Genomic DNA, 21,553 nt, shown 5'->3' with positions numbered 1-21,553 from the left:
CGATGACGAGCGGAGGATGGAAACGATGATTTATCTTGACAACAGCGCGACGACGAAGCCGTTTCCGGAAGCGATCGATTCGTTCGTTGCGGTCGCATCCGGCTATTTCGCCAACCCGTCTTCCCTTCATGGGCTCGGCATGAAGGCGGAGCGGCTGCTCGCGCAGGCGCGTGAACAAGTCGCCGCCATGCTGCGCGTCAAGCCGGGCGAAATCGTGTTCACCTCGGGCGGGACCGAGGCAAACAATTTGGCCATTAAAGGCGTCGCCTGGCAGTACCGGCAGCGCGGCCGGCACATCATTACGACGGAAATCGAGCATCCGTCCGTCGCCGAGCCGTGCCGCCAGCTTGAAGAGCTCGGCTTTGAGGTGACGTATTTGCCGGTCGACCGGGACGGAAGAGTGTCGGCCAAACAAGTGGAGCGTGCGTTGCGCGACGATACGATTCTCGTTTCGGTCATGCATGTGAACAACGAGGTTGGTACCGTGCAGCCGATCGAAGAAATCGGCGCGCTTTTGGCCCGCTATCCGAAAACGCTGTTTCACGTCGACCGGGTGCAAGGCATTTGCAAAGTGCCGCTCGATTTGCAGCGAGCGGGCGTTGATTTATGCACGATATCGGCCCATAAATTTCACGGGCTGCGCGGCGCCGGTGCGCTGTACGTCCGCGAAGGCGTCCGTCTGATGCCGCTGTTGGCCGGCGGCGGCCAAGAAATGCGGCTCCGATCCGGCACGGAAAATGTCGCCGCCATCGTCGCGATGGCCAAAGCGCTCCGCCTTGCCATGGAGCGGTATGAGCGGGACATCGGCCGGCTCAAGGAGCTCAAAGACAAGTGGCTGGAAGCGCTCGCGGCCGTTCCGGACATTGCGATCAACACGCCGCGCGACGGCGCCGCTCCGCATATCATCAACTTTTCCTTAAAGCCCGGCCTGAAGCCGGAAGTGTTCGTTCATGAGCTTGAGAAAAGCGGCGTTTACGTCTCGACGACCTCGGCCTGCTCGTCGAAAAAAAAGGCGCCGAGCAAAACGCTGCTGGCGATGGGATTGGGCGAAGACCGGGCCGAGCGCGGCATCCGCATCAGCCTGTCGTTTGACAATACGCAAGAAGAGATCGCGCCAGCGGTGGCCGCCATCAGGCAGGCGATCAAAACGTTAAGCGAGGTAACAGGATGACATGGAAATGAAGTACGACCGCATTTTAATCCGCTACGGTGAAATGACGACGAAAGGGAAAAACCGCAATGTGTTCGTGCGGCGGCTGAAACAAAACATCGCCCGTAAGCTGCGGGCGTTTCCCCGTATTCAGATTGAATATATGCGCGACCGGATGTACATTTTATTAAACGGTGAGCCGCACGAGCCGATCATCGACAAGCTGAAAACGGTGTTTGGCATCCATTCGTTCAGCCTGGCGATGAAATGCGAAAACGACCTGGCAGCGATCAAAGAAACGGCGCTCGCCGCCGTACGGCAGCTGCCGCACAACGGAAAAACATTTAAAGTGAGCGCCCGCCGCGTCAATAAGCAGTTTCCCTACCGGAGCGATGAGTTGAACCATGAAATCGGGGCGCACATTTTGCGGCAGACGGACGGCCTGACCGTCAACGTGCGTGAACCGGACATTGACGTGCGCGTCGAGGTGCGCCAAGACGGCACGTACGTCACATGCCGCGACATTTTCGGCGCCGGCGGCCTGCCGGTCGGGACGAGCGGCAAGGCGATGCTCATGCTCTCCGGCGGCATCGACAGCCCGGTTGCCGGGTATTTGGCGATGAAGCGCGGCTTGGAAATTGAGGCCGTCCACTTTTTCAGCCCGCCGTATACAAGCGAGCGAGCGAAGCAAAAAGTCATTGACTTGGTGCGGAAGCTGACGGTGTACGGCGGAACGATCAAGCTGCATATCGTGCCGTTTACCGAAGTGCAGCAAGCCATTTACCAAGGGGTGCCGAACGAGTATTCGCTCATTTCCACCCGGCGGGCGATGCTGGCCATTACGGACGCTTTGCGCCGCCGCCACCGGGCGCTGGCGATCGTCACCGGCGAAAGCCTCGGCCAAGTCGCGAGCCAGACGCTAGAAAGCATGTACGTGATCAATGAGGTGACCAATACCCCGATTTTGCGCCCGCTTGTTTCGATGGATAAACTTGAAATTATCGAGCTGGCGAAGCAAATCGGCACACATGATATTTCCATTCTTCCGTATGAAGACTGTTGCACCATTTTTACGCCAAGAGCGCCGAAAACGAAGCCAAAAAAAGAAAAAGTGTTCCATTATGAGAGCCAGCTCGACCTCGCTCCGCTTCTGGAAAAGGCAGTCAATGACACAGAAACGCTCGTCATTGATGAAGAAACAGGGCAGGGCGATGAGTTTGCCGAGCTGTTTTGAATTTAAAAATTTACCAAAAAGCATCGCTGCATATCGCCGTCTGTTTTCACACATTCTATAGGTACAAGGAGGTGAAAACAGATGGCACGCAACAACAACAATCAATTGCTTGTTCCGGGTGCCCAACAAGCGCTCGAACAAATGAAATACGAAATCGCCCAAGAATTTGGCGTCAACTTAGGCGCTGACACGACTTCCCGCGCCAACGGTTCGGTCGGCGGCGAGATCACGAAACGCCTCGTTGCCATGGCGCAACAACAATTGGGCGGCGCACGCCAATTCTAATTTCATATGATGGCTTCGCGGCGGGGGATGCCCCCGCCGCTTTTATGTCAAAAAATTATTCAAAATATAATAACTATTTTGTATAATGGAAATGCCGACGCCGGCAAACGAACGAGGAACAGGGGGAGAAACGATGAGACGGGAAGACTTGATCGCGCCCGAGCGGTACAATTTAACATCGGAAATGGAAAGGCACGCGGCGGCCGATCCAGACCGAATCGCGTTAAAATGGGAAAATGAGCAGGGGGAAACGCGCGAGATTACATACGGCCGCCTGATGGCGCGCGCCAATCAAATTGGAAACGCTTTCTTATCGCATGGCCTTCAGAAAGGGGACAAAGTGCTCGTTATGGTGCCGCGCCTCATTGAGGCATATGAAGTGTATTTAGGGGCGCTCAAAGCCGGGCTTGTCGTCATTCCGAGCTCGGAGATGCTGCGGACGAAAGATTTGCAATACCGGCTGTCCCATAGCGAAGCGAAAGCGGTCGTCGCCTATGAACCGTATGTGGGCGAATTCGCTCCGATCGACGGCGTCGACCGGCTGTTGAAGTTTTCAATCGGCGCGCAGGCGCATGACGGCTGGCTGCCGCTTGAAGCGGCCATCGCGAAGGAAAGCGAAACGCTCGAAGCGGCGGACACCTCGCGCGACGATATGGCGTTTCTGTCGTATACGTCCGGCACGACCGGCAATCCGAAAGGGGTTGTGCATTGCCATGGTTGGGCGTACGCCCATTTGCGCACGGCGGCGAAAAACTGGCTGTGCATCGAAGAAGGCGACCTCGTCTGGGCGACGGCCGGGCCGGGGTGGCAAAAATGGATTTGGAGCCCGTTTTTGTCGGTGCTCGGCTCAGGGGTGACCGGCTTTGTCTATTACGGCCGCTTTGAGCCGGAAAAATATTTGCAGCTGCTTGAAAAATATCAAATCAACGTGCTTTGCTGCACGCCGACCGAATACCGACTGATGGCGAAAGTGACGGACATCGGCCGCTACAACTTATCGGCTCTGCACAGCGCGGTGTCTGCCGGCGAGCCGCTCAACCGTGAAGTGATCGACACGTTTGCCAAACATTTCGGCATCGAAGTGCGCGACGGCTACGGGCAGACGGAAAATACGCTGCTGGTCGGCGTCATGAAAGGAATGGAAATCAAACCGGGCTCGATGGGGAAACCGACGCCGGGTAACCGCGTCGAGATTATCGATGAAAACGGCGAGCCGTGCCCGGTCGGCGTTGTCGGCGATATCGCCGTCCACGTCGAAACGCCGGCGTTGTTCAAATATTACTACAAAGATCCGGAGCGGACGGCGATGCAATTCCGCGGCGATTACTATATCACCGGAGACAAGGCGCGAAAAGACGAGGACGGCTATTTTTGGTTTGAGGGGCGCGGCGATGACATCATCATCAGCGCCGGCTATACGATCGGCCCGTTTGAAGTCGAGGACGCGCTTGTCAAACACCCAGCCGTCAAAGAGTGCGCCGTTGTCGCCAGCCCGGATGAAGTGCGCGGCCATGTCGTCAAGGCGTTCGTCGTCTTGCGCGAGGGGGTTGACAAAGACGATCCGTCCCTCATTCCAGCGCTGCAAGAACATGTCAAACAGTTGACAGCGCCGTACAAATACCCGCGCAAAATCGAGTTTGTCGACGATTTGCCGAAAACGGCGTCCGGAAAAATCCGCCGCGTCGAGCTGCGCGAGCGGGAAGCGCGCCTCGACGGCCGGTCGTCGTAAGTAGAAAGAGCCGGTTGAGCTGGCCGTTGCCAGAAGCGGAGCGATGTCCGCGCGGCGACCAAACAAGAGGGTGTCTCGTTGCGAGACACCCTCTTGCCGCATGCGCGTCGAACGGATTCGCCATTTTAGATCCGGTGTTTCGCCGGGAGAACAGACACACGCTTCACAAAAAGACGCGTTTCACTTTCTCCCAGAACGAATTGTCTTTTAGGCGCACCGTTTTGACCACCCGGTCGCTTAAACGAATGTCAATCCGCTCAATATGCTGGATGCTGAGCGCTTCATTGTCGAGGCCGATGATCGGAAAATGGCTTGTTTCTTCCAACATTTTCAGCGTCAACGTCCGCGAGCCGCTCAAAATGAACGGCGAGCCGAGCGTCCGATAGCGGTTGCTGTTGAGCGAGGCGAGTTCGCTCACTTGAAAGCACGGCAAGAGCGGATCGACGACCGCTCCGTGCACCGATTTATTGTAGCCGGTGCTGCCGGTCGGCGTCGAGACGATAATGCCGTCGCCGCGGAACGTCTCAAAATGCAAATCGTCGATGAACACGTCGACCGCCATCGTTTTAATGATTTGCGAGCGGATCGAACATTCGTTTAAGCAGAAAAACGAAGCCGCGCCGTCGATCGTCACTTCGATGATTGGGTAGCGCCGCACTTCGAGTTTCCAATTTTTCACCGCTTCCACCATATGATCGATGTCGTCAATATGGAAATCGCAGTAAAACCCGCGCGCCGGCAAGACGGACACGCCGACGTACAAACGGTCAGGAAGAAATCCCGTCTGCCGGACCGCCTGCAAAAATGCGCCGTCGTCGCCGATGCTGACAATGATGTTCGCTTCCCGATAGTCGTCGACAACGACAAACGGCCCGCGCTCAGCCCATTCGATGAGCGGTTTCACTCGCCGGACGAGTTCATCGTCGCGCTTATAAAAAAAATAAAGGTGGTTGCGTTCGGTATCCATATTTTGCATCCTCCTAGTAGCGTCGAATCTTGAACCGATGTACAATGAATATTGTACCACGTTTGCCACGATTCTAAAAATATGGCAGCCGATGCAAAGGGGGGAAGATGATGAATCGAAAACGATGGACGGCGTTGGCCATCGCCGCCGCCTTGTTTGTGATCTCCGTGCTTGTTCAGGCGGTTGGCGTTCTTTTGTCCGACAAGGAGGGCGGCTGGTCGGAAAGGTGGCTGGCGCTCATGGAGTCGCCATTTAGCGAAGAAGTCATCGCCGAGGGCGACCCGTTGAAAAAAATCGCAGTGTTGGAAGTGAACGGAGTGATTCAAGATGCGGGGGAAGCGGAGTCGTTTCTTTCCTCATCACAGTACAATCACCAAACGTTTTTGCAAATGATCAAACAGGCGAAGGAAGATCGAGACGTCAAAGCGATCATCTTGCGCATTAATTCGCCGGGCGGTGGTGTCGCGGAAAGCGCGGAAATTTACGATCAGCTGATGAAGCTGAAAAAGAAGACGAACAAGCCGATTTATGTATCGATGGGGACCATGGCCGCCTCGGGCGGTTACTATATCGCAGCGGCCGGCGATAAAATTTTCGCCAGCCCGGAGACGATCACCGGCTCGATCGGCGTCATCATGCAAAGCGTCAACTATGAAGGGCTGGCAAAGAAGTACGGCGTCGAGCTTGTCACGATCAAAAGCGGGCCGTACAAAGACCTCATGAATCCGGCGCGCAAAATGACCGAGGCGGAGCGGGACATTTTGCAGCGGTTGATTGATCAATCGTATGAGGCGTTTGTCGATGTCGTTGCCGAAGGGAGAAAGATGCCGGAAGAGACGGTGCGCAAGCTGGCGGACGGCCGCATTTATGACGGGCGACAGGCGAAGGCGCTCCACCTTGTCGACGAGTTCGGCTACTTGGATGACGCGATCGCTGCGCTCAAAAAAGAGCATCATTTAACCGGCGCTCAAGTGGTAAAATACGTGAACGATGCGCCGTGGAGCTCTCTCTTTGAGATGGTGTCAAACCGGATAAAGCCGGACAGCGAGGCGGCCGGGCTCATCCGCCTGTTGTCGCGCCCATCCTCGCCGCGGCTTATGTACTTGTACGCCGAATAGGGGGGATCAAGAAATGGAGGACACACAATCGATGGCGCTGCCGGCGTCCATCTGTGATGCGGCGGACCCCGCTCCCCGCTACGGCGGGTTTTGGCTTCGCTTTTGGGCGTATTGCCTTGATGTCATTGTTGTCTCGAGCCTCAACCGGCTTGTCGTTTGGCCGCTTTTCCGCCTATTCGATTGGCCGCTTGAGCGGGACGGGTTGTTTGCGCCGGCCTCGGTGGCGGCGGCGGTCGTTTTTTACGCCTACTTTGTGCTGATGACGAAAGCGTTCGGGCAGACACTCGGCAAGATGGTGTTCGGTTTAAAAGTCGTCGACGAACAAGGAGGGCCGCTCACCTGGCTGACCGTGTTGTTTCGCGAAGTCATCGGCAAATTCATCAGCAAAACATTGCTGTTTGTCGGCTTTTTGTTTGTCGCCTTTTCGGAAAAGAAAAAAGGAATGCACGACCAGTTTGCCGATACGATCGTCATCCGCGAGTAGCCGGCTTTTGCGGGGCAAACGGCGTTGTTCACCTGCCATGCGGCAGGTTTATTTTTTTTTCCATATGGCGACAATGATATGGTGAAAGGGAGGACGGGCCTTGAAAGTCGTAATCATAGTCGCCATAGCCGTTATGGTGTTGTTCCTTCTTGCCGCCTTCATGAAACTTTCCGTGACGGTTGTGTTTCGCCATCGGCAGGACGATGATGAATACAAAATTGTGGTGCGCACGCTGTTTGGCCTCATCCGCTACACGATTCACATTCCGCTCATCAAGCTGGAAACCGAATCGGAAGCGCCCGGGGTGGCGTTCATCCACAAAAAAGGGATGGGGGGGGCGCGCGGCAAGGAAGAAAAGAAAGGAAAATGGACGCCGAAAAAAATCGCCGACTTTTTTCGCAAAGTAAAACAGTTTTTGGAGCACGTCATCGATTTTCATGAAATTATGAAACAATTTTGTCGCCATGTGACGATTACCAAATGGGAATGGAAGACAAACATCGGAACGGGTGATGCGGCATCGACCGGGCTGCTCGTCGGGCTTGGCTGGTCGTTGAAATACGCTATTATCGGAGCGGCGAGCCGGTACATGAACATGAAAACGACCCCGGTGATTGCGGTCGTTCCCGTGTACGACCGAGCCGTCTCGGAAACGTCGTTTTTATGTATGTTTCATTTCCGAATCGGGCATGCTATGGTAGAAGGATTGCGCGTCATCAAACATTGGCGCAGGCGGCGTCCGCCAAAGCGCAGCCTTTCCGCTGCGCGACAGGCAAATGAAGGCTATTAGGAGGAATGATGATGACGAACCATCCGATCCAAGGGCTTATGACAACCGCGATGGAAAATTTAAAACAAATGATCGACGTCAACACGATTATCGGCGATCCGGTCGAGACGCCGGATGGCAGCGTCATTTTAACGGTGTCGAAGGTCGGGTTCGGGTTTGCGGCCGGCGGCAGCGAATTTATGCTTGACGGCCAGACAAACGGCCAAGGGGCGCAAACGAACGGGCAAAACGGGCAGCAACAGGGGAACGGGCACCCGTTTGGCGGCGGCAGCGGCGGCGGCGTGTCGATCACCCCGATCGCGTTTCTCGTCGTCAACTCATCGGGTGTCAAACTTCTCCATCTGGATGAAAGCACGCATTTATACGAAAAAATTCTCGATGTCGCCCCACAAGCCATCGAAAAAATCCAGGCGATGTTGAAGAAAAACAAAAAAGACGGCGCGTCTTCCACCGCGAACGATTTTGACATTTAGCCGGGCTTGGCGCTGGATCGGGTTTCGTCCAGCGCTTTGTTTTGGCGGGCCGCAGGCGAAAGGGGCGATGCGGCGAGTAAAACGATTGCAAACGCCGCCTTTTCGTTTTACTATGGAGATGGTACATATTTTTTCCTATAAGGGGGAGAAGCCATGGCTCAAGTGACGTTTAAAGGCAATCCGGTCACGCTCGTCGGCAACGAAGTGAAAGTCGGCGACAAAGCGCCGGACTTCACCGTGTTGAACCAAAATTTGCAGGAAGTGACGCTCGCCGATACGAAGGGGCATGTCCGCCTCATCAGCGTCGTGCCGTCGCTTGACACCGGTGTTTGTGACGCGCAGACGCGCCGGTTTAACGAGGAAGCGTCGAAGCTTGACAACGTGAAAGTGCTGACGATCAGCGTCGATTTGCCGTTTGCGCAAAAACGGTGGTGCGGCGCCGCTGGCATCGAAAACGTTGAAGTGTTGTCCGACCATCGCGACGTCTCATTTGGACAAGCGTACGGCGTCCTGATCAAAGAACTTCGCCTGCTTGCCCGCGCCGTGTTTGTCATCGATAGCAACGACACGGTCACATACGTCGAATACGTGCCGGAAGTGACGAACCATCCGAACTACGAAGCGGCGATTGAAGCGGCGAAAGCGGCGAAATAAGGAAAACGGCTCCGATCCGTTCGGGGCCGTTTCGTTTTGGCCGCTGTTTGCCTTGCGGGGCGGGGCGGACGGACGTACAATATACAGAAGGGACATGGGCAGAAAGGGGGACGCACGCATGATGACACCCGTTGAGCGGCTGTTTGCCGTCTTGGATGAAACGGCCCGCATTTTGCAGGAGGAGCTGCAATGCACGTATTTGGAAGCTGTCGCGGAAACAGGGGAAAATTTGTTTCACGGCGACGTGCTGCAAGATGAGGTGAGCGAGCTGAACGCGAAACGGTTGAAAAAGCAATATCGCGAATTGGGGCTCGAACAGTTTCAGAACGAGCACATCCGCAAGGCGTTTCAGCTTGCCGTCTTAAAAGGGATGCGCCAGCACGTCCAGCCGAACCACCAAATGACGCCGGATGCGGTCAGTGTGTTTTTGGCCTACCTCGTCCGGCAGTTCACGCGCCCGCATTTGGCGCTAACGATTCTGGACCCGGCCGTCGGCACGGCCAATTTGCTTACAGCCGTGTTAAACGGGCTCGGCGGCCGGCAGGCGAAAAGCTACGGCGCCGACGTTGACGATCTGCTCGTCAAACTCGCGTATGTCAACGCCAACTTGCAGCAGCACCCGGTGCAGCTGTTTAACCAGGACAGCCTGCGCCCTTTGTTCGTCGAACCGGCCGATGTCGTTGTCTGCGATTTGCCGGTCGGCTACTACCCGGATGACGCCAATGCCAGCCGCTTTGTGTTAAAAGCGAAAGAAGGGCGGTCGTATGCGCATCATTTGTTGATCGAGCAAAGCTTGCGCTATACAAAAGACGGCGGCTATTTGTTTTTCCTCATTCCGAACATGCTGTTTTCCAGCCCTCAGGCGGAACAGCTGAATGAATTTTTAAAAGAAACCGCCATCGTTCAAGGCTTGTTGCAGTTGCCGCTGTCCATGTTTAAACACGAGCAGGCGGCGAAAAGCATATTCATTTTGCAAAAGAAAGGCCCGATGGCGAAAGCGCCGAAACAAGTGCTGCTCGCCGAACTGCCGCGCTTTTCCAACAAGACGGCCATGCAGGCGATGATGGCGAAAATCGATGCCTGGATCGCCGACGAAAAAGGGCGCTGACAGTCTCCAACCTGCTTGGAGGCTGTTTTTATTTTCACAACATAAAAACATTTCCTTGCAACCGATTACGAAAGAAAACGCCGCTTGAAAGGAAGAAAAGGGAGGCATACAATGAAAAAGGCATAGTGAAACAGCGCCCAATCGCGCACACTAACCGTAAGTGCGAACGGATTTTGGCAAAAAGGAGCTGTATGTTCGATGGCAAAAGTGTTAGCCATTAATGCGGGAAGTTCTTCGTTGAAATTCCAATTGTTTGACATGCCGGCGGAAACGGTGTTAACGAAAGGAGTCGTCGAGCGGATCGGCTTTGACGACGCGATTTTTACGATCGTCGTGAACGGGGAGAAACAGCGGGAAGTCACTTCCATCCCGAACCATGCCGTGGCGGTGAAACTGCTGCTTGACAAACTGATTCGCTATGGCATCATCCGGTCATTTGACGAAATTGACGGCATCGGCCACCGCGTCGTCCACGGCGGGGAGAAGTTCAGCGATTCGGTGTTGATCACCGATGAGGTGATAAAACAAATCGAAGAAGTGTCCGAGCTCGCTCCGCTTCATAACCCGGCCAACCTCGTCGGCATCCGCGCGTTTCAGGAAGTGCTGCCGAACGTGCCGGCCGTCGCCGTTTTTGATACGGCGTTTCACCAAACGATGCCGGAACAGTCGTTTTTGTACAGCTTGCCGTATGAGTATTACACGAAATTCGGCATTCGCAAGTACGGCTTCCATGGCACGTCGCACAAATACGTCACCCAGCGGGCGGCGGAGCTTCTCGGCCGGCCGATCGAGCAGCTGCGCCTCATCTCGTGCCATTTAGGCAACGGGGCGAGCATCGCGGCGGTCGAAGGCGGCAAATCGATCGACACGTCGATGGGCTTTACGCCATTAGCGGGTGTCGCGATGGGGACGCGCTCTGGCAACATCGACCCGGCGCTTATCCCATACATTATGGAAAAAACAGGAATGACCGCTGATGAAGTGATTGAAGTGCTGAATAAAAAGAGCGGCATGCTCGGCATCTCCGGCATCTCGAGCGACTTGCGCGACTTGGAAAAAGCGGCCGCCGAAGGAAATGAGCGCGCGGAACTTGCGCTGGAAGTGTTTGCGAACCGCATTCATAAATACATCGGCTCGTATGCGGCGCGCATGTGCGGCGTCGACGCCATCATTTTCACCGCCGGCATCGGCGAAAACAGCGATGTCGTGCGGGCCAAAGTGCTGCGCGGCCTCGAGTTTATGGGAGTTTACTGGGATCCCATCCTAAACAAAGTGCGCGGCAAAGAAGCGTTCATCAGCTACCCGCACTCGCCGGTCAAAGTGCTCGTCATCCCGACGAACGAAGAGGTCATGATCGCCCGTGATGTCATGCGGCTGGCGAATTTGTAAGCGGATTGTAATAAACAGAATCGTTGCAGCCATTTTGGCCAAAACGGCTGCCCCAAACAAACGGGGCAGCCATTTTTTTGTTTTGCCGCTTTGGTGCGCTTGATTCTTGTTTCAACAACTCCGGACGGAGCGGAAGACATTGATTTCACGATGGGGTCTTTTCCTTTCGTTTCGCCAGCGAGAAGCAGCCGGCAAGAGTTGGGTCATTTTTGCTATACTATAGCCAACAACACAATGACAAAAGGAGATGAGGGAATGAGCACAGCTGCCCATAAACAAGAAGCTCCCCAAACCGTCCGCTGCAAAGTCATCACCGTCAGCGACACGAGAACGGAGGAAACCGACCGAAGCGGCCGGTTGATGATCGAGCTGCTCACGGAAGCCGGGCATGAGGTCGTCGGCTATGAGATCGTCAAAGACGAAGCGGACGCCATTCGCGAGGCAGTGCTTGACGGCTGTCGCCGCCCTGACGTCGATGCGGTGCTTACAAACGGCGGCACCGGCATTGCCAAGCGCGACGTGACGATCGAAACGGTCGGTGCGCTGCTTGAGAAAGAGCTCGTTGGCTTTGGCGAGCTGTTCCGCTTCTTAAGCTACACGGAAGACATCGGCCCAGCCGCCATGCTGTCGCGCGCTGTCGCCGGCGTGGCGATGGACACCGCCGTCTTTTGCACTCCCGGCTCCACCGGCGCTGTGCGCCTCGCGATGACGAAGCTCATTTTGCCGGAGTTGGGGCATGTGGTGAGAGAGATTCGGAAGGATAGGGAGAAGCAGCGAAAGACGCTTTGACGAAAGGAGAGGATGAGCGGAAATGGGGGGGCTGACCTAAAAGGTTGTTTTTTCTTAAACAAAACACAACACATCGTTTCTTCAAGATTGTTTTACGCCTACATCATAGTTAAGAAAGGGTGTCCCGAGCCTTTTGGGACACCCTCCTCTTTGTTTTTTTGTATATTTTACCAAATGGAAGAAAATTCCTATTCTGTTCACCCCCTGATTTGCGCCACCAAGGACAATTGCTTGTCCCTAGCGGCTTTTTTGAGAAGATTGTGGGTAGCACAAATCAGCCCTTTTCACTCGTCAAGCCTTGATTGACTTTTCCCTTTCTTGATTGCGCAGGATGAACCGCTGGATTTTTCCGCTCGGCGTTTTCGGCAGTTCGGCGACAAATTCGACTTCGTGTCCTTATGCATCCTACGATTTAGCTTCTTTACAAAGACAGCAAATATTCATCTAATTACCATTTGTCCTCACGTGTAGAGGTTGGAGATTTTCTCAAAACCCCCTGTGTTTTGGTGAAGAGCCGAACACATCTTTTTTATTAATGTTGACAAAAAAATAAATTAATAGTAACATTAATTACGTAATTACGTAATTACGTAATTACGTAATTACGTAATTTTAGGGAGGTGCATTCGATGATTGATTTGAGAAGCGATACATTGACCTTGCCTACAGAGGAAATGAGAAATGTTATTGCCAATGCCTTGGTAGGTGATGATTGTTATGGAGAGGACAGCAGTGTTATTGAATTGGAAGAATATTGCAAACAATTGTTTCATGTGGAGGATGCTCTGTTTGTTCCGACAGGTACAATGGCTAATCAATTGGCTATAAAGTCACAAGTAACGGAAGGGAATGAAGTGATTACAGAAACAAACTATCATATAAACTTTTACGAAAGTGCTTCGATTGCCATGTTAAGTAGAGTCGTTTTGCATACATGCAGAACTGCCGATGGGATCCTAAGAGTCGAACATGTTGAGGAGTTAATTCATTCTAAACCTAGAGGTCCTTTTTACGCTCACCCTCAATTAGTTTCCATTGAGAACACCATTAATTATTATCAAGGGAAAATATTCCCTCTGAAAGTAATTGAGCAACTATATGGGTTTACGAGAGAGAAGAATATATCTTTACATATGGATGGAGCAAGGTTGTTTAATGCACACGTAGCAACGAACATTCCATTAAGGGACTATGCAAAATTTGTGGATTCACTTAGTGTATGTTTTGCAAAAGGACTTGGTGCTCCATTTGGGTCGATGCTTATGGGAAGAAAAGAAGTGATCAGCAAAGCTAGGATTTACAGAAAACAATTTGGAGCCGGGTTTCATCAAATAGGTATGTATGCAGCTGCGGCACTGCATGCTTTAAAACATCATATATCCCATTTGCGTACAGACCATCTGCTTACTAAAAAATTAGCAATGATGTTATCGAAAATAGATGGGCTGTATGTTGATCCTCATGCTGTTGAAACAAATATGATCTTTTTTCATGTGAATAACTTTCATATAAGTTCATTTGAGTTTGTCGATAGGTGCAAGAAAAAAGGCTTGCTTTTATTTCCTTGGTTACCTGATGAAGTAAGGATTGTGGTTAGTAGAAATGTTAATGAAAAAGATATAGATGAAGCAGCTAATATTATTGAAGCAGTATGCAAAGAGTTGACGAGAGGGGTCATGTATGTTTCTTAAGGTTAATGAGGGAATTTTGACGTTTGGCATCAGGGTTTTCAATTCCGTTGGTTTTTTTGTGTATGTTCCGTTGCTTTCTTTATGGCTAGTTAAAATGAAAGATCTGGATATTACGGAAACCAGTTTGGCAGTGGCGGCATTTACGTTTGTATCAAAGGCGGGTAATGTGCTGGTTGGGGGGGTTGTCAACAAGTTTGGGATCAAAAACAGTCTTATCGTTGGTCTATGGGGATCCGCTTTGTTGCTAACAATATTAACGATCATTCATTCTTATACATTGATATTCGTGATCGTGTTGCTATTGGGGATATCGATCTCGCTTTACAATGTAAGTTTGAAAACACATATTTCCTTATTAGAGGAAAATGAGAGGCTGCAGGCTTTTGCGTTATTAAACATCGCTGTCAACGTCGGTGCTTCTATTGGGCCTTTTCTAGGTGGATGGTTATTGGACTGGAATTCTTTTGGTATCATCATTGCGGCGATTGTTTGTTATGTTTTGGCCGGGGGGGTTTCGTTGCTATTACCTCGCATCACCATTGAGGATGCAGAGAAGGGAATCAATATCGTACAATTCGTTAAAAACAGCAGATCGGACCCGCATTTCTTTATCTTTATAAGATTTATTGCTTTTTCAGGGTTATTTTGGTTTTTGTACACACAACTATTTACAACTTTTCCTGTTGTCGTTTCTCAACATTTTTCTGGAAAAACGATAGGGTTGTTTTTTACGGTGAATGCGATGACGATTATTGTTCTTCAAGGTTTCTATCCAAAAATACAGCCGAAATGGAAAATGGAGTATTGGTACGCGCTGGCCTTAATGCTCATCACTGCATCTTATTTCTTGCTATGGATTTCACATCATTTTTGGATCATCTTTGTTAGCGTGATCTTGTTCAGCATGGCTGAAATCATTTGGGTTCCTACGATTGATCATCAGATTGTAGAAAAAAAGGGGATGTTAAGCTCTTCATGGGCCTTCGGAATATCAGGGGTGCTTTGGGGAATGTGGGAGTCTATCGGTGGATTCGTTGGTTTGAATTTATATCAGTACGTTGGACATCAAACCTTTTTCTATTTGACCATGATAGGCATTGTGATTTTTATTGGCTATATGTTTCAGCTGCCATATAGAAAAATGTCTTTCTTCACGAATAAAAATCAAGTAGAGAGAAAGGACTGGCGATGATGCACTTGTTATTTGTCGAGACGAATACAACAGGTACCGGTACGAAGGCGATGAAAATCGCTAAACAACTAGGTTATAAAATCCATTTTTGGACGATGGACTTAGAACAATACAACGCAATGACAGATGACCATCCGCTGAACTTCGCTGATCAAGTCGTCATCATCAATACGTATGATACGGATCGAATGAAAGAAGAACTGGCACGCTCTGAGGTGAAATTTGCCGGAATCCTCGCTTTTGATGATTATCACTTGATTCCAGTTGCTGAATTAGCGAGTTATTTGGGAGTGAGGAGTCACGATATCGAAGCATTGAAAAGGGCCCGTTATAAACATATAACGAGAACTTATCTAGAAAGTCAACATTTTAGAGAGTTTTTGCAACCTGCTTTCCATATCATCCATCATCCTGACGAAATCATAAATTTGGAGATCTCGTTTCCCTGTGTCATCAAACCTGTAGATGATAGTGGAAGTAATGGGGTGACGATTTGTCAAAATCGTCGTGATTTAGAACTGTCCCTGCGCCACGAATGGCAAAGACAGCGTAATGAACGCGGATATGAACTGGCAAGGAAATGGCTGATTGAAGAATGGATTGAAGGACAAGAATTTTCAGCCGAGATGTTATACACAGTTGATGGATGGAAATTAATATCCGTTACGAAAAAAGAAACGTACGGTCCTCATGCCGTTGAATGTGGACATGTAACGGGTCCGAAACTAAATCCTTTTTCCAGTTTAGAAGAAAGATGCAAAAAACTGCTGGACCTATTGGGATTAAACTATGGAGCGGCGCACATAGAATTTTTTGTTCGCGGAAACAACTTATATTTGGTTGAAGTCAATCCTAGACTGGCTGGTGACTGCATCCCCGAATTAGTAGAATTCGCTGCAGGGGTGGATATGGTTAGGCATGTTGTTTTACAATCAATCGGGACATATGAAGAGGTAACGATCACTAGACAACGCTATGCCGCCATTAAGTTTATCCTGCCTGTTGAGCAGGGGATATATCAAACGGTTAGGGGAATGGAGGAAGCGCAAAAAGTAGCTGGAGTAAAAAGAATAAGTATAGGGAAGTTGCCGTTTAAGGCGAATGGAATTAAAAGCAGCTACCAAAGGTTAGGGTTTGTCATGGCAGAAGGCGATAGTATGGAAAACGCGATCTCCTCGACACAAGAGGCGATGGATCGATTGGAATGGGGGATTGTACATGAATAAATACATTGTTATTTTAGGGGCAAGCCGTTATGGAGCGGAAGCAGCATTTCAATGTGGACTCAAACCCATTATTGTCGCGGATCGGTACTCAAGCATTGATAAGGAAATAGCGCAGTTGGCCGAAGTTGTATTTTATGTTCGTGACATTGCAGAGAAAACAGAGGTGTTTTGTACTGTTGAGAAAATCATGAGTTTATATCAAACAGTGGAGCTCGTCGTAAGCTTTACAGAATTAGGGCTAGAGACGGCTGCTTATATTAGTGAAAGGTTGCAATTGCCAACGAATTCGCTCGAAACGGTCGTGAATACGAGGAATAAAGGATTGATGCGCCAGATTTTGCGGAAGGATCCGGAATTACGATTAGACGTTGTGAGTGGCAAGGTATCTGTTCTTCCTAAACAGTTTCCATATTCAAGACCGGCCATCATCAAGCCGCTTGACGGATTTGGAAGCAAAGAGGTTGATTATATTTCCAATCAACAGGAGTGGGAAAAATGGTTAAAGAGAAATCAAGATCATCCTCACGAGTGGATCTTGGAGCCGTATATTAAAGGCCCGGAATATAGTGTGGAGACGGTATCTTGGAGAGGAACCCATTTCATTTTAGGAATAACCGAAAAACAAACAACCGGAAAACCTCACTTTATAGAGACTGGGCATATTGTGCCGGCGAGACTGGAACAACAGAAAGTCAAACGAATCGAACAAGTGGTGATGAAAGCGTTGCATTTGTTGAATGTCCAATATGGACCGGGGCATATTGAGATTAAATGGGATGTGGAAGAAGATAGACCAGTGGTGATTGAAATGCATACGAGACCGGGGGGGGATTTTATCCCTTATTTACATCAATTAGCGTCTGGTTTCAACCAGTATGAGTTAGGAATTTTATCTTATATGAACCAAATGCCGCCCGATGTAAAACCGATTTATAAAAAAGCAAGCCTTGTCAAGTTCTTTATGTTTCCAGAGGGCATGTTGCGACAAATCTCTCTTGACACAGAAGTCAATCGAGAATATATCCGAGATTGGGCCATCTACTATCAAGTAGGGGATCATATAAAGAAAACGGTGGACTCTTATACGCGCTCCGGTCATGTGATTGTTTGTTCGTCGACAGTTGAAGAATGCCAGCGGTTATGCGACAATTTTGTTGATCAGTTGAAGTATCAAATTGTTCATGAATAAAAACAGAAAGTATGGGATGTCGAATGGCTGTATACACAATGGAAGAAGTGAACCATTATTGTAAAGTAGAACTATCGACCTCTTCTTTATTTGAAATGATGGCGTGTTTAAGGAAGTGTTACATTTCATCGGGAAAAATGGATGGTGAACCTCATTTCCCGGTTGCTCGTTTTGAGCAGTTTTTTCGGGAACATGAATCGTTGCTGAAAAAATTTTACGGTCGGTATGAGTATGGGGCACAGCTCGCAGAATTTTTGGTCGATTTGCCTGCTCCTCATACCTTTTCTCAACTCATGGCATATATCGACCGTGTGTCCCAGTATGAGTTTTTGTATTATTTATTCGGTCGTTACTTGTCTGAAAAGGAGATCGAGATTTGTCTAACGCAAACCGCTTCCCCGTTTGATGAAATTCGCTCGAAAATCACGTCGTTGGGCGGATTTGTGAATGCCGAACAGCTTGAATTCGCGCAGAACTATGAGCAATATTTGCAGGAACTGACCTATCTTTGGGAACATTTTTATCAGCAATGCTACGTCCATATTGAGCCAATCCTGTCCCCTCTTTGGGATCAGGCGAATGAGCGATTGAGAGCGGAACTCAACCAGTCGGGGATTGAGAAAATGGTTCGAAAACTATTGTACGATTACCCAATCCCAGAACAGTTTCCGACGAAAGAGACGAAGTTGATCAAACTGTATCCCTCGTATTTTGTGTCACCGAAATTTATTTTGGTTTGGGGGCTCGGTGAACTTCATATTATTTATGATATAAGGCATTATATAAACGGGAAAGAGCTTTCCTTGAGCGGAAATCGGATGGAGATCCGATATGATGAGGAGCAGCTTCAGTATGTTGCCGATATTGCCAAATCATTGTCTGAAATCGTTCGGATGAAAATATTGTCATTTATTGCGAATGAAGAAAACATGAAGTCGCAGGAGATGGCCGATCAGTTAAATATTACGGTTGCTACCGTTTCACGGCATTTAAATCTCCTGAAGCAATCCAATCTGATCATTGAGCGGAAAGAAAACGGTTATCACCTCTATGAGATCAACGAAAAGGAAGTGAAGAACTATTGCTCCGTTTTAAAGAAGATCTTGGGCATCGGAAACGATGAGCCATAACGGCCAAGAGGATGCTCCGTTGCCGGGGCATCCTCTTTATGGGTTAGGCTTTTTTCTGCTTTTCCCTTTCTTGATTGCGCAGGATGAACCGCTGGATTTTTCCGCTCGGCGTTTTCGGCAATTCGGTGACAAATTCGACTTCGCGCGGGTATTCATGTTTGGATAAGCGCGTTTTGACGAACAAGGACAGCTCTTCGGCCAGCTCGTCCGACGGCGCAAAGCCTTCTCTGAGCACGACGAACGCTTTGACAATTTCCCCTTTGACGGGATCCGGCTTTCCGACGGCGGCTGCTTCGACGACAGCCGGATGCTCAAGGAGGCAGCTTTCAATTTCGAAAGGCCCGATGCGGTAGCCGGCGCTCGAGATGATGTCGTCCGCCCGTCCTTGGAACCAGAAATACCCGTCTTCGTCTTTTGTCGCCAAATCGCCGGTCAAAAACCACTTGCCGATAAGCCGTTCGGCGGTTTTTTCAGGGTCTTTCCAATACCCCTTAAAGACGTTGGGGATCGAGTCGGTGTTAAAGGCAATTTGTCCGACTTCGCCGTCGGCGACTGGGGTTCCGTTCTCATCGAGCAGGGCGACGTCAAAGCCCGGCAGCGGCCATCCCATCGAGCCTGGCCGGACGTCCATCTCGGCGGCGTTGAAGTTTCCGATCAGCATCAACGTTTCCGACAAGCCATAATGGTCGTGGATCGTGACGCCCACGTGCTCTTGGAAAAAGCGGATGACTTCCGGATTGAGCGGCTCGCCCGCCGAGCTCATGGCGCGCACGTTCAGTTGATAGCGGCGAATGACGTCCGCGCCGGCCGCCGCCATCGCCCGATACGCGGTCGGGGCGTACGCGAAATTGGTCACCCGGTATTTTTCCATCAAGGAATAGCACGTCTCCGGCTTAAACGGCCCTTCGTAAAAGACGATCGGCACGCCAAAGGCCATCGGCGCAAAGGTGCAAAAGACGAGCCCGTACGCCCAGCCCGGATCCGCCCCGCCGAAAAAGACATCGTCATCGCGCAGGCCAATCGCATAGCGCATATACGGATAAAGGAGGTGGTCGCGAAAGCCGCGGCAAGGGCGGCGGGGGCGACATGGCCGTAGAAAAAAGAGACGGCCGGTTTCGTCAGCGTATTTTGCGTTTTACCGCCGCTTCCTTTTCAAAGGAAACATGGGGACTGATCCGATACCAAATCCATAAATCATTCACGATCGAAGCGAGTTCGGCAATGTCGGCATTGAGCCGGCAGGAGCGTTCAAAATCATGCTCTTCGCCGAGTTCGTCTTGTTTTTCGTTGATTTCCCGCTCCAGGGCGGCGATGCGGTCGGGGATCATGCCGCGGATTGTTTCCCATTCCAGTAAAATCGCCTCTTGTTCGTTTGGGCTGTAGTCCTCCCAAGGCTTGTCCAGATGCGGCACGCGGATGCCGAGCCGCTTGTCGTCGATGAAGATGCCGTTCATTCTTGCCGCCTCCTTTTTTTCTATTATACGAAACATTTCCGCATATCGGTGAGGAATTTTTATTCTTTTTATCTTAATTAGGCGAGAAGACTCCCACTTCAACGAAGCGAAGCGGAGTAAGTGGGAGATGAATCGCCTTAACTATATTTTGCTGAAAATAGGATAGATTCAGTAAAATATAGTATAATATAGTTAGATGGGAGGTGAAAACATGTATTTTTGTATCAAACAACAGCTAAATGGTTTGACCAAAGAAGAATACTTGACTCTTCGAGAACTGTGCCATATTGCCAAGAACATGTACAACGTCGGATTGTACAATGTCAGACAATACTATTTTGAACACAAGGAATTTCTTAATTATGAGAAAAACTATCATCTTGCAAAAACTAACGAAAACTATAAGCTGTTAAACAGCAACATGGCACAGCAAATTTTAAAAAAGGTCAATGAAGCCTTTAAATCTTTCTTTGGTTTGATCAGTCTTGCCAAACAAGGAAAATATGACCACAAGGCTATCAGTATTCCAAAATATCTTAAAAAAGATGGCTTTCATTCACTGATCATTGGCCAGATTCGTATAGACGGCAACAAATTCACGATACCGTATTCTCGCCTATTTAAAAAGACTCACAAGCCTATCACGATAACGATTCCGCCTGTGTTACTGGACAAAAAGATTAAGCAGATTGAAATCATTCCTAAGCATCATGCCAGGTTCTTTGAGATTCAGTACAAATATGAAATGCCTGAAGATCAAAGAGAATTAAACGACCAAAAAGCACTGGCAATTGATTTAGGATTAAACAATGTTGCCACTTGTGTCACATCAGACGGCAGATCATTCATCATTGATGGGCGGAGATTAAAAAGTATAAATCAATGGTTTAACAAAGAAAATGCCAGACTTCAAAGCATAAAAGATAAGCAAAAAATCAAAGGCACCACTCGTAAACAGGCTTTGCTTGCTATGAATCGCAATAATAAAGTGAATGATTATATCAACAAGACTTGCCGTTACATCATTAACTACTGTATTGAAAATCAAATTGGCAAACTTGTCATTGGCTATGCGGAAACATGGCAACGCAATATGAATCTAGGAAAAAAGACAAATCAAAACTTTGTCAATATTCCTCTCGGTAACATAAAAGAAAAACTAGAATATCTTTGTGAATTTTACGGCATTGAATTCTTGAAACAGGAAGAATCCTATACGTCTCAAGCCAGCTTTTTTGACGGCGATGAGATTCCTGAATATAATGCCGACAATCCAAAAGAATATAAGTTCAGCGGCAAACGTATTAAGCGCGGCTTGTATCGAACAAAGTCTGGCAAACTAATTAATGCTGATGTCAATGGCGCATTAAACATCTTAAAGAAAAGTAAAGCTGTAGACCTGAGTGTCTTATGCTCTAGCGGCGAAGTGGACACGCCTCAAAGAATAAGGATTGCTTGAAGCAGTCAAACTTCTTTGGAAGCCCCCACTTCAAATTTTCGC

At 49.7% G+C, this 21,553-nt stretch carries 20 protein-coding genes and 1 pseudogene; 18 read left to right on the top strand and 3 right to left on the bottom strand.

Features of this window, described 5'->3' with window-relative positions; genetic code table 11:
* Positions 1 to 25 precede the first annotated feature (25 nt).
* The 4 genes from ACR1UW_RS14925 (at position 26) to mbcS (ending at position 4,398) form a co-directional block, all read left to right on the top strand.
* On the top strand, positions 26 to 1,171 hold the full coding sequence (locus ACR1UW_RS14925; protein ID WP_498933916.1) for a cysteine desulfurase family protein: 1,146 nt from the start codon (positions 26 to 28) through the stop codon (positions 1,169 to 1,171).
* A gap of 7 nt (positions 1,172 to 1,178) precedes the next feature.
* On the top strand, positions 1,179 to 2,384 hold the full coding sequence (gene thiI, locus ACR1UW_RS14920; protein WP_237420706.1) for a tRNA uracil 4-sulfurtransferase ThiI: 1,206 nt from the start codon (positions 1,179 to 1,181) through the stop codon (positions 2,382 to 2,384).
* 81 nt (positions 2,385 to 2,465) lie between these two features.
* A complete protein-coding gene (locus ACR1UW_RS14915; RefSeq protein WP_033009180.1) occupies positions 2,466 to 2,669 on the top strand; it encodes an alpha/beta-type small acid-soluble spore protein in 204 nt (67 codons plus the stop codon).
* Positions 2,670 to 2,802: 133 nt separating this feature from the next.
* Positions 2,803 to 4,398 carry an acyl-CoA synthetase MbcS gene (gene mbcS / locus ACR1UW_RS14910; protein ID WP_498933913.1) on the top strand — a complete coding sequence of 532 codons (1,596 nt, stop codon included), beginning with the start codon at positions 2,803 to 2,805 and terminating at the stop codon, positions 4,396 to 4,398.
* A gap of 163 nt (positions 4,399 to 4,561) precedes the next feature.
* On the opposite strand, the gene ACR1UW_RS14905 is transcribed toward mbcS, so the two are convergent.
* A complete protein-coding gene (locus ACR1UW_RS14905; protein WP_237420704.1) occupies positions 4,562 to 5,365 on the bottom strand; it encodes an NAD kinase in 804 nt (267 codons plus the stop codon).
* Between the two features lie 110 nt (positions 5,366 to 5,475).
* On the opposite strand from ACR1UW_RS14905, the gene sppA reads away from it, so the two are divergent.
* From sppA to ACR1UW_RS14840, 13 genes are all read left to right on the top strand, one after another.
* Positions 5,476 to 6,483, top strand: coding sequence for a signal peptide peptidase SppA (sppA, locus tag ACR1UW_RS14900; RefSeq protein WP_237420703.1), 1,008 nt, complete (start codon positions 5,476 to 5,478; stop codon positions 6,481 to 6,483).
* A gap of 31 nt (positions 6,484 to 6,514) precedes the next feature.
* Entirely contained in the window at positions 6,515 to 6,967 is a 453-nt protein-coding gene (locus ACR1UW_RS14895; protein WP_230581324.1) for an RDD family protein, read from the top strand.
* A gap of 100 nt (positions 6,968 to 7,067) precedes the next feature.
* Positions 7,068 to 7,757, top strand: a complete 690-nt coding sequence (locus ACR1UW_RS14890; protein ID WP_237420702.1) for a DUF2953 domain-containing protein — start codon at positions 7,068 to 7,070, stop codon at positions 7,755 to 7,757.
* Between the two features lie 11 nt (positions 7,758 to 7,768).
* Entirely contained in the window at positions 7,769 to 8,230 is a 462-nt protein-coding gene (ytfJ, locus tag ACR1UW_RS14885) for a GerW family sporulation protein (RefSeq protein WP_033007950.1), read from the top strand.
* A 153-nt stretch (positions 8,231 to 8,383) separates the two neighbouring features.
* A complete protein-coding gene (gene tpx / locus ACR1UW_RS14880) occupies positions 8,384 to 8,884 on the top strand; it encodes a thiol peroxidase (protein WP_033014480.1) in 501 nt (166 codons plus the stop codon).
* Between the two features lie 118 nt (positions 8,885 to 9,002).
* Positions 9,003 to 9,992 carry a class I SAM-dependent methyltransferase gene (locus ACR1UW_RS14875; protein ID WP_237420701.1) on the top strand — a complete coding sequence of 330 codons (990 nt, stop codon included), beginning with the start codon at positions 9,003 to 9,005 and terminating at the stop codon, positions 9,990 to 9,992.
* A 198-nt stretch (positions 9,993 to 10,190) separates the two neighbouring features.
* Positions 10,191 to 11,381, top strand: a complete 1,191-nt coding sequence (locus ACR1UW_RS14870; RefSeq protein ID WP_237420700.1) for an acetate kinase — start codon at positions 10,191 to 10,193, stop codon at positions 11,379 to 11,381.
* A 255-nt stretch (positions 11,382 to 11,636) separates the two neighbouring features.
* Complete coding sequence (locus ACR1UW_RS14865; RefSeq protein ID WP_498933909.1) at positions 11,637 to 12,170, top strand: MogA/MoaB family molybdenum cofactor biosynthesis protein; 534 nt, start codon at positions 11,637 to 11,639, stop codon at positions 12,168 to 12,170.
* 629 nt (positions 12,171 to 12,799) lie between these two features.
* Entirely contained in the window at positions 12,800 to 13,861 is a 1,062-nt protein-coding gene (locus tag ACR1UW_RS14860) for a threonine aldolase family protein (RefSeq protein ID WP_014196543.1), read from the top strand.
* 16 nt (positions 13,862 to 13,877) lie between these two features.
* Positions 13,878 to 15,053, top strand: coding sequence for an MFS transporter (locus tag ACR1UW_RS14855; RefSeq protein ID WP_498933906.1), 1,176 nt, complete (start codon positions 13,878 to 13,880; stop codon positions 15,051 to 15,053).
* Entirely contained in the window at positions 15,050 to 16,279 is a 1,230-nt protein-coding gene (locus ACR1UW_RS14850; RefSeq protein WP_498933904.1) for an ATP-grasp domain-containing protein, read from the top strand. Before ACR1UW_RS14855 ends, ACR1UW_RS14850 begins: the two co-directional genes overlap by 4 nt.
* Positions 16,272 to 17,468, top strand: coding sequence for an ATP-grasp domain-containing protein (locus ACR1UW_RS14845; RefSeq protein ID WP_011232235.1), 1,197 nt, complete (start codon positions 16,272 to 16,274; stop codon positions 17,466 to 17,468). Before ACR1UW_RS14850 ends, ACR1UW_RS14845 begins: the two co-directional genes overlap by 8 nt.
* Before the next feature lie 23 nt (positions 17,469 to 17,491).
* Positions 17,492 to 18,598 (top strand): ArsR/SmtB family transcription factor, encoded by a 1,107-nt coding sequence (locus tag ACR1UW_RS14840; protein WP_023633832.1) that lies wholly within the window; start codon positions 17,492 to 17,494, stop codon positions 18,596 to 18,598.
* Between the two features lie 43 nt (positions 18,599 to 18,641).
* On the opposite strand, the pseudogene ACR1UW_RS14835 reads toward ACR1UW_RS14840, so the two are convergent.
* Both ACR1UW_RS14835 and ACR1UW_RS14830 read right to left on the bottom strand, forming a co-directional pair.
* A pseudogene (locus tag ACR1UW_RS14835) lies at positions 18,642 to 19,643 on the bottom strand (acetate--CoA ligase); the annotation flags it as partial.
* 73 nt (positions 19,644 to 19,716) lie between these two features.
* Positions 19,717 to 20,052 carry a hypothetical protein gene (locus ACR1UW_RS14830; protein WP_429880780.1) on the bottom strand — a complete coding sequence of 112 codons (336 nt, stop codon included), beginning with the start codon at positions 20,050 to 20,052 and terminating at the stop codon, positions 19,717 to 19,719.
* Positions 20,053 to 20,263: 211 nt separating this feature from the next.
* Between ACR1UW_RS14830 and ACR1UW_RS14825 the strand changes: the two genes are divergently transcribed.
* Positions 20,264 to 21,511 carry an RNA-guided endonuclease InsQ/TnpB family protein gene (locus ACR1UW_RS14825; protein WP_096225147.1) on the top strand — a complete coding sequence of 416 codons (1,248 nt, stop codon included), beginning with the start codon at positions 20,264 to 20,266 and terminating at the stop codon, positions 21,509 to 21,511.
* The last annotated feature ends 42 nt before the right edge of the window (positions 21,512 to 21,553 follow it).

The organism is Geobacillus lituanicus (assembly GCF_050994965.1).
In the GTDB taxonomy this organism is placed as follows: domain Bacteria; phylum Bacillota; class Bacilli; order Bacillales; family Anoxybacillaceae; genus Geobacillus; species Geobacillus stearothermophilus.
Note: the sequence above shows the minus strand (reverse complement) of the source record. Positions and strands in the feature narration are given on the sequence as shown.

What these genes read in the sequence shown, in the direction of transcription:
- ACR1UW_RS14825 (WP_096225147.1), top strand. Translation starts at nt 20,264, where the DNA reads ATGTATTTTTGTATCAAACAACAGCTAAATGGTTTGACCAAAGAAGAA.
- ACR1UW_RS14865 (WP_498933909.1), top strand. Translation starts at nt 11,637, where the DNA reads ATGAGCACAGCTGCCCATAAACAAGAAGCTCCCCAAACCGTCCGCTGC.
- ACR1UW_RS14915 (WP_033009180.1), top strand. Translation starts at nt 2,466, where the DNA reads ATGGCACGCAACAACAACAATCAATTGCTTGTTCCGGGTGCCCAACAA.
- ACR1UW_RS14860 (WP_014196543.1), top strand. Translation starts at nt 12,800, where the DNA reads ATGATTGATTTGAGAAGCGATACATTGACCTTGCCTACAGAGGAAATG.
- ytfJ (WP_033007950.1), top strand. Translation starts at nt 7,769, where the DNA reads ATGACGAACCATCCGATCCAAGGGCTTATGACAACCGCGATGGAAAAT.
- ACR1UW_RS14845 (WP_011232235.1), top strand. Translation starts at nt 16,272, where the DNA reads ATGAATAAATACATTGTTATTTTAGGGGCAAGCCGTTATGGAGCGGAA.
- thiI (WP_237420706.1), top strand. Translation starts at nt 1,179, where the DNA reads ATGAAGTACGACCGCATTTTAATCCGCTACGGTGAAATGACGACGAAA.
- ACR1UW_RS14905 (WP_237420704.1), bottom strand. Translation starts at nt 5,365, where the DNA reads ATGGATACCGAACGCAACCACCTTTATTTTTTTTATAAGCGCGACGAT.
- tpx (WP_033014480.1), top strand. Translation starts at nt 8,384, where the DNA reads ATGGCTCAAGTGACGTTTAAAGGCAATCCGGTCACGCTCGTCGGCAAC.
- ACR1UW_RS14870 (WP_237420700.1), top strand. Translation starts at nt 10,191, where the DNA reads ATGGCAAAAGTGTTAGCCATTAATGCGGGAAGTTCTTCGTTGAAATTC.
- ACR1UW_RS14925 (WP_498933916.1), top strand. Translation starts at nt 26, where the DNA reads ATGATTTATCTTGACAACAGCGCGACGACGAAGCCGTTTCCGGAAGCG.
- ACR1UW_RS14830 (WP_429880780.1), bottom strand. Translation starts at nt 20,052, where the DNA reads ATGAACGGCATCTTCATCGACGACAAGCGGCTCGGCATCCGCGTGCCG.
- mbcS (WP_498933913.1), top strand. Translation starts at nt 2,803, where the DNA reads ATGAGACGGGAAGACTTGATCGCGCCCGAGCGGTACAATTTAACATCG.
- ACR1UW_RS14875 (WP_237420701.1), top strand. Translation starts at nt 9,003, where the DNA reads ATGATGACACCCGTTGAGCGGCTGTTTGCCGTCTTGGATGAAACGGCC.
- ACR1UW_RS14850 (WP_498933904.1), top strand. Translation starts at nt 15,050, where the DNA reads ATGATGCACTTGTTATTTGTCGAGACGAATACAACAGGTACCGGTACG.
- sppA (WP_237420703.1), top strand. Translation starts at nt 5,476, where the DNA reads ATGAATCGAAAACGATGGACGGCGTTGGCCATCGCCGCCGCCTTGTTT.
- ACR1UW_RS14895 (WP_230581324.1), top strand. Translation starts at nt 6,515, where the DNA reads ATGGCGCTGCCGGCGTCCATCTGTGATGCGGCGGACCCCGCTCCCCGC.
- ACR1UW_RS14840 (WP_023633832.1), top strand. Translation starts at nt 17,492, where the DNA reads ATGGCTGTATACACAATGGAAGAAGTGAACCATTATTGTAAAGTAGAA.